This window comes from Psychrobacter sp. PL15 (assembly GCF_035984995.1).
Lineage (GTDB): Bacteria > Pseudomonadota > Gammaproteobacteria > Pseudomonadales > Moraxellaceae > Psychrobacter.
Map to the genome: position 1 here is coordinate 1 of NZ_JAXCIB010000029.1, position 5,376 is coordinate 5,376.

A 5,376-nucleotide genomic window follows, 5' to 3' on the forward strand; every position below is an offset into this window, starting at 1 on the left:
CTCAATAACCGCTGCTGTGACCTTCTCACCATACCTAGCCTTGCTTTCAAACATTTCAGGCTTAGGTGATACGGCTTTGATACTGAAATCTCTAGCGTGATTGATGTCGTGGTAATACTCCTTGATGCTGGTATGCTTGGCTTTAGAGCCTTCCTTGCCCCTCGTTAGCCCTAAATCAGCGACCGTATTGGCAAAATCGGTTTGCATCTGGTTTAACTTAACCCTGCCCCCTAAGAAATCCTTACAGTTAAGCTTCCCCTTTTGGTCAATGGGAACCACATAAGCGACTAGATGCGGTGTGCTTATGTCTCGATGAATACTCAGACCCGCAATGTTTTCTGCCCCATGTTTATCAATGAGCCACTGACTAGATCGCTTAAAAAATTCCGCTTCCTTGCTGGTTTCCCAGCCTTCCCATTCAGGACTGGCGGTTATCAAATACTCAATACATAGCACCGCATCAGCGCGTCTTTTTTCAGGAAGTCGGTTTTGTATTGCCTGTTTGACTGCTTCAGAGGTAGCAACGGTATGCTCATTTTTAGAGGTGCGATTGGGGTCAGCATTCGGTGTTTCTATCGTTCGGTAATTGTGTGCAAGACTGCCGCCAATGTTGCCCATTGTCTTTAATTTTGCCGTCCTCAAAATCGCATAGTTCATAGCCACTTTTTCCTGATAATTGGGTGTCATTTCATTAAAGTGTACTTACTACACCATAAATCCACCAATTAGAAAAGCTAGATTTTTGAAGCAAAAGGAGGTGAAAAAGGGGTGTTTTTCACTGTTTAGAACCTACGCTGTTTACAGTTTGCAAACACCTTTTTCCGTTATAAATCAATGGTTAACGTCTATTTTGTAAACAGTTTGCAAACAAACCGATTTCATTAAACCTAACAATATCAGCTACTTGGTCATCCCTTTAGGGTGCGTAAGGTGTAGTCATTAAATTAGGTAGAAAATGACGGGTCTTTTATCTGTCGTAATATTTTTGCAAAAAAGGGCTTATAAGAGCGTTACTTCTCGTCATTCACTGGCACAATCTTAGGCTGTTACAAACAACTTATTAACCTAAAAAATTATCTGTAGCTACAGATGATTCTAGTAGCGGAGTCATTTATGAGCATGATCGGTGTATCAGTCGCCAGCAGTAAAAGCCTTCAACTTGAAGCCTACGATAGAGCTATCGTGAAGCTTAATCTGCTTTTGATTGAAGATAAGACCTATGAACAAGCCATTAGAGCGAGATTATTTGAAGTCATGGACGACAGAAATGAGCTAGGAGATTATTCCACTTCTGACCTTCACATTATGGGAAAAGGAATTGAAAAAAATCTTGCTGATTCTCTTGCTGGGTTGAATGAGCAGACTGTCTCTGCTTAAATTGGTGAGAAATACAGAACGCTAAAACTATTGAAATGTAATCACCTATCGCTTATATTGAAGATACAAACATAAGCGATAGGTGATTATTATGACTACAACTAATTATAATATACGGCTTGACCAAGATTTGAAAGACAGGTCTTTTTCTGTTCTCGAAAGCTATGGGTTAACGCCTTCACAAGCCATAAGACTGTTCTTGAACCAAGTAGCCGATACTAACGCTGTTCCCTTGTCTTTTGACTATCAACCTAAGCTCAACGCGCAAACCATCGCGGCTATCGCAGAGATTGCCAATGGTAAAGGCACTAAGTACGACAGCTTTGGTGATTTCATGGATGAGCTAGAAGGCGAGGCTGATGAGATCCATTGAAGTATCAAACCAGTTTAAGAGAGATGCCAAAAAGAACTATCTAAGCTTACTCACTCCTGCATGGGGCGAAGTGCTCAATTGTTTAACTAACGATTTGCCGCTACCGGCTAAATATAAAGACCATGCGTTGACAGGTAATCATAAGGGATTTAGAGATTGCCATATCAAACCTGATTTGGTGCTTATCTACCGTGTTCAAAGCGATACGGTAGATTTCGTTAGGCTGGGTAGCCATTCAGAAGTGCTTGATTAGCCCAAAGCGAATGTCCTTGGTTGTTGGATCAGGAGTTAGACAAGGCAACCTTATGTTTAGACCAATTCTATAAGATTTGCTTTTAAAGCAACATTCCTTTAAAAGTATATAATATATAAAATCGCGATCTTAGTTTGGAGCAAACATTGGATATATGGGAAGTAGATAAATTAATCTTGTTTATCGCATTTGTGATTCCTGGGTTTATTAGCATAAAAGCATATCAGCTACTTTGTCCGGGAAGTGAACGATCTACATCAGACCAGTTAATTGATGCGATAGCATACAGCTCTATAAACTATGCGTTACTATTTTTCCCAATAATAACCGTAGAATCTGGATCTTTGAAAAATGTACACTCTTCTCTTTACTATACATTTTACGTTTTGGTCTTATTTATAGCTCCTATCGTATGGGTATTAGTCTGGAGGCATTTAAGAACAAAAGAATTTTTTCTGCGTAATGCCCCTCATCCTACTGGAAAGCCCTGGGATTTTTTATTTGCACAAAGAAAGCCATACTGGGTGGAAGTTTTCCTGAAAAATGGTACTGTGATAGCAGGGTTATATGGAAAAAATTCGTCTGCTTCTAGCGCCCCAGCACCAGAACAAATATATTTGGAAGAAACATGGTTATTGGATGTAGATGGTAAGTTTGAAAGAGCTATAGTTGACACAGCGGGAGTCATGATATTAACTAGTGAAATTTCACATATTGAATTTAGGAAATGCAATGTCCAATGAGTTAAAACCAAGTAATGAAAGTTATACTCCTCGGAATGTAGAGAAAAGCTACCAACCAACCACTGAAGCACCTAAACCTCAGGTTAGCTATACTCCTAGCTATGCTCCTATAACAAATACCAACTCAGGGAAACCGATACCACCAGGTAAAAAATAAAATAAGAGTGAAATAATAATTCTAGCTGTTTCTCTAATTATTTCTTATCAGACAGGTATTCTTCTACTTCCTGTGACTCTGCGGTCAAATTAAATGACTAAAGCTGCTTAATTAAGCAGCTTTAGTCATTTAATTTGAGACCATTCCAAACTCTGTATATCTACTATTTGCCCTATATCAATACTTACACAAAATCTGGGATACTCTCTGCCAATTAAGAGAAGACTACTAACATACACAAACCATTTTCATTAAAGACTATCAAGCTTGGTTAACTTCAACTGCTTTCCCCATGCCTTCAACCTCAAGAAAATACTTTCCCTGATTTGAGTAAATGCTAGCTTTTGGTCTATAAGAATAAGAGTAAGAATATTGGTATGAAGCTAATCTCCAAAGAGTTCCATTATCAAGTTGATAAATACTATCTCCATTCCATCCTTCAAATTCATCTATGATATGAGAATCATGTATTTTTTGCATAAAATTAATCCTAATTAATAGATATTTTGCAAAAGTACCAGTTCATTGACTTGGACTAATTAGCCTGTAAGGGGCTAGCGATGATTTATGCAAAAGATCTAATGTTTAAAGCAAAGGTATAAAACATACAATGTACCACGATATAAAAATTTGACAAATGTTTGTATATTACTGACTAACTGCTAGTATTCGAGATATTCTCTGATTGGGCGTTTCTTAAACTGTGAAGGATCTTTTTTAAGGCGGTTGATCATTTCAAACTCCCACATCTTAGAGTCTTGACCTGCTGGACTGGTAGAGCTAACAAGATGGTTATAATCAGCAATGAACTGCTTGTTACGTGTGATACGCCCCAGCTGCTTATCATTCAGCCCTTCAATGGCAAACATATCAGATGTATCACCGTCCCTCCCACTTGCTAAATTCTGAGTGCTTTTGGGCTTTTCTTTATCTGAGACTTTGAACTTAAAACCTATTATCGTTCTACCTTTTTTAACTTGCTCATAGCCAACTTTGATATCAGTTTTTTCATTAATCTCTTGAACCGCAAGGTCTAAAACTCTTAATTTAAAATTCCCCATTCTTTTATATTCACTAGACTCTATACCTAATTGACTTCTAAAAATCTCAAGCTCAAACATAGGGGTATTTTTAGCTTGTTTCCATTGCACCAGTAGCTCATAAAGCCTTACAGAGTAAATGCTATCCATACTTGCTGTTTGTTCTAGTAGATAAGAAGTAAAAAAGTCTTCCGCACCATCAATACGGCTGATTCCTTTAACTACAGCAAGGGTAAAAACCAATTCAATTGCACCTTCATCATCAAGATAAGTTACTTCCTGAATCCAGCGTGACTTGACGATCTTTCCCTCTTCATTGACGTAACTGAAACGTCTGTTAAATAGGTTTTCTTCAGCGTCTTTCATTCGCTGATAGCCATTCTGCCGAGTAGTTTCAAACATTTCAGCATAGCGTAAAGCATCAATACGTAAAGGCTTATCAGTACTCAGTCCAGTATTTGTCTCTCTTGCATCTACTATTGCTAATTGAATAATTCGAATTTCAGGCAAAGATAAGTTTTGTAAGGCTGAATTAAGCTGATTTGTTTTGACGACTAAATTACCCTTAGACATACTATTTCCTTGTAAATTATTTATGACTACATTACCACAATGAAGTATATTAAACTACATATAAAATTAAGTAGATTAATGGTAAGTAAACGTAGTCATATGGGTAAGTAAACGTAGTCATATGGGTAAGTAAACGTAGTCATATGGGTAAGTAAACGTAGTCATATGAAGGCTATATCCCTTTAATATCAATGGGTACAGAGCACTTAAAAGCACTTAAAAGCATTAAAAGCATTAAAAGCATTTTTTTATTTTTTTTATTAACTGAAAAGACAAAAGAAAAAACGCTAATTACCTCGAAATATCAGGGTCTTTTTTGTGATCTTTTGGATCAGGTAATCGATCAATGCTTTCTGGCTCATTCATCAACTGATTTTTGATCTCATCCAAAGCAGTAGGAATTTTCAAATACTCAAGTTCTTTTAGTATTCCAGTAACCTTATTTTGCTTAAACCTCGATAATGAGCTGTAAAAACCACTCTATTTGTCCATATATTCGTATTTAAAGGCTATCTACCTCTATTTCGATACCTTCCTAGCATTTTCAATTTTTTACCTCTCTACAGTGATTTTACGGCTTTCTAGCTGCATTGCCTCATTTACCCTAGCAATTTCCTCTTGATTTAGTCCATCAGTAGCCAACAAGTAAGGCTCAACACGTTTTTTAAGGGTGTTATAGCTCGCTTCTGCCACGCTTTTATCCATCCTAGCCTTCTCGTAGTCCGCTAAAATGCTGTTAGCCGCCTTCACCGTCGGTTCTATTTGCTCAATAACCGCTGCTGTGACCTTCTCACCATACCTAGCCTTGCTTTCAAACATTTCAGGCTTAGGTGATACGGCTTTGATACTGAAATCTCTAG

The 5,376-nt window shown here is 37.6% G+C and carries 7 protein-coding genes and 1 pseudogene; 4 read left to right on the forward strand and 4 right to left on the reverse strand.

Features of this window, described 5'->3' with window-relative positions:
- Nucleotides 1-657, reverse strand: a 657-nt coding sequence (mobV, locus tag RCH20_RS12315) for a MobV family relaxase (RefSeq protein WP_327193806.1), incomplete at its 3' end; no start/stop codon positions are given.
- A 456-nt stretch (nt 658-1,113) separates the two neighbouring features.
- Between mobV and RCH20_RS12320 the strand changes: the two genes are divergently transcribed.
- From RCH20_RS12320 to RCH20_RS12335, 4 genes are all read left to right on the forward strand, one after another.
- Complete coding sequence (locus RCH20_RS12320; protein WP_327193807.1) at nt 1,114-1,377, forward strand: hypothetical protein; 264 nt, start codon at nt 1,114-1,116, stop codon at nt 1,375-1,377.
- 91 nt (nt 1,378-1,468) lie between these two features.
- The gene (locus tag RCH20_RS12325) at nt 1,469-1,750 is read left to right on the forward strand and encodes a type II toxin-antitoxin system RelB/DinJ family antitoxin (RefSeq protein ID WP_327193808.1); all 282 of its coding nucleotides are present in this window, start codon (nt 1,469-1,471) and stop codon (nt 1,748-1,750) included.
- Complete coding sequence (locus tag RCH20_RS12330; protein WP_327193809.1) at nt 1,737-2,003, forward strand: type II toxin-antitoxin system RelE/ParE family toxin; 267 nt, start codon at nt 1,737-1,739, stop codon at nt 2,001-2,003. The genes RCH20_RS12325 and RCH20_RS12330 overlap by 14 nt, the downstream gene beginning before the upstream one ends.
- Before the next feature lie 146 nt (nt 2,004-2,149).
- On the forward strand, nt 2,150-2,746 hold the full coding sequence (locus RCH20_RS12335) for a DUF6338 family protein (protein ID WP_327193810.1): 597 nt from the start codon (nt 2,150-2,152) through the stop codon (nt 2,744-2,746).
- Nucleotides 2,747-3,164: 418 nt separating this feature from the next.
- Here RCH20_RS12335 and RCH20_RS12340 read toward each other — a convergent pair whose 3' ends face one another.
- The 3 genes and pseudogenes from RCH20_RS12340 to RCH20_RS12350 all read right to left on the reverse strand — a co-directional run.
- The gene (locus tag RCH20_RS12340) at nt 3,165-3,383 is read right to left on the reverse strand and encodes a hypothetical protein (RefSeq protein WP_327193811.1); all 219 of its coding nucleotides are present in this window, start codon (nt 3,381-3,383) and stop codon (nt 3,165-3,167) included.
- Nucleotides 3,384-3,565: 182 nt separating this feature from the next.
- Nucleotides 3,566-4,516 carry a replication initiation protein RepM gene (gene repM, locus RCH20_RS12345; protein ID WP_327193812.1) on the reverse strand — a complete coding sequence of 317 codons (951 nt, stop codon included), beginning with the start codon at nt 4,514-4,516 and terminating at the stop codon, nt 3,566-3,568.
- A 552-nt stretch (nt 4,517-5,068) separates the two neighbouring features.
- Nucleotides 5,069-5,376 (reverse strand): annotated as a pseudogene (locus RCH20_RS12350) (hypothetical protein); the annotation flags it as partial.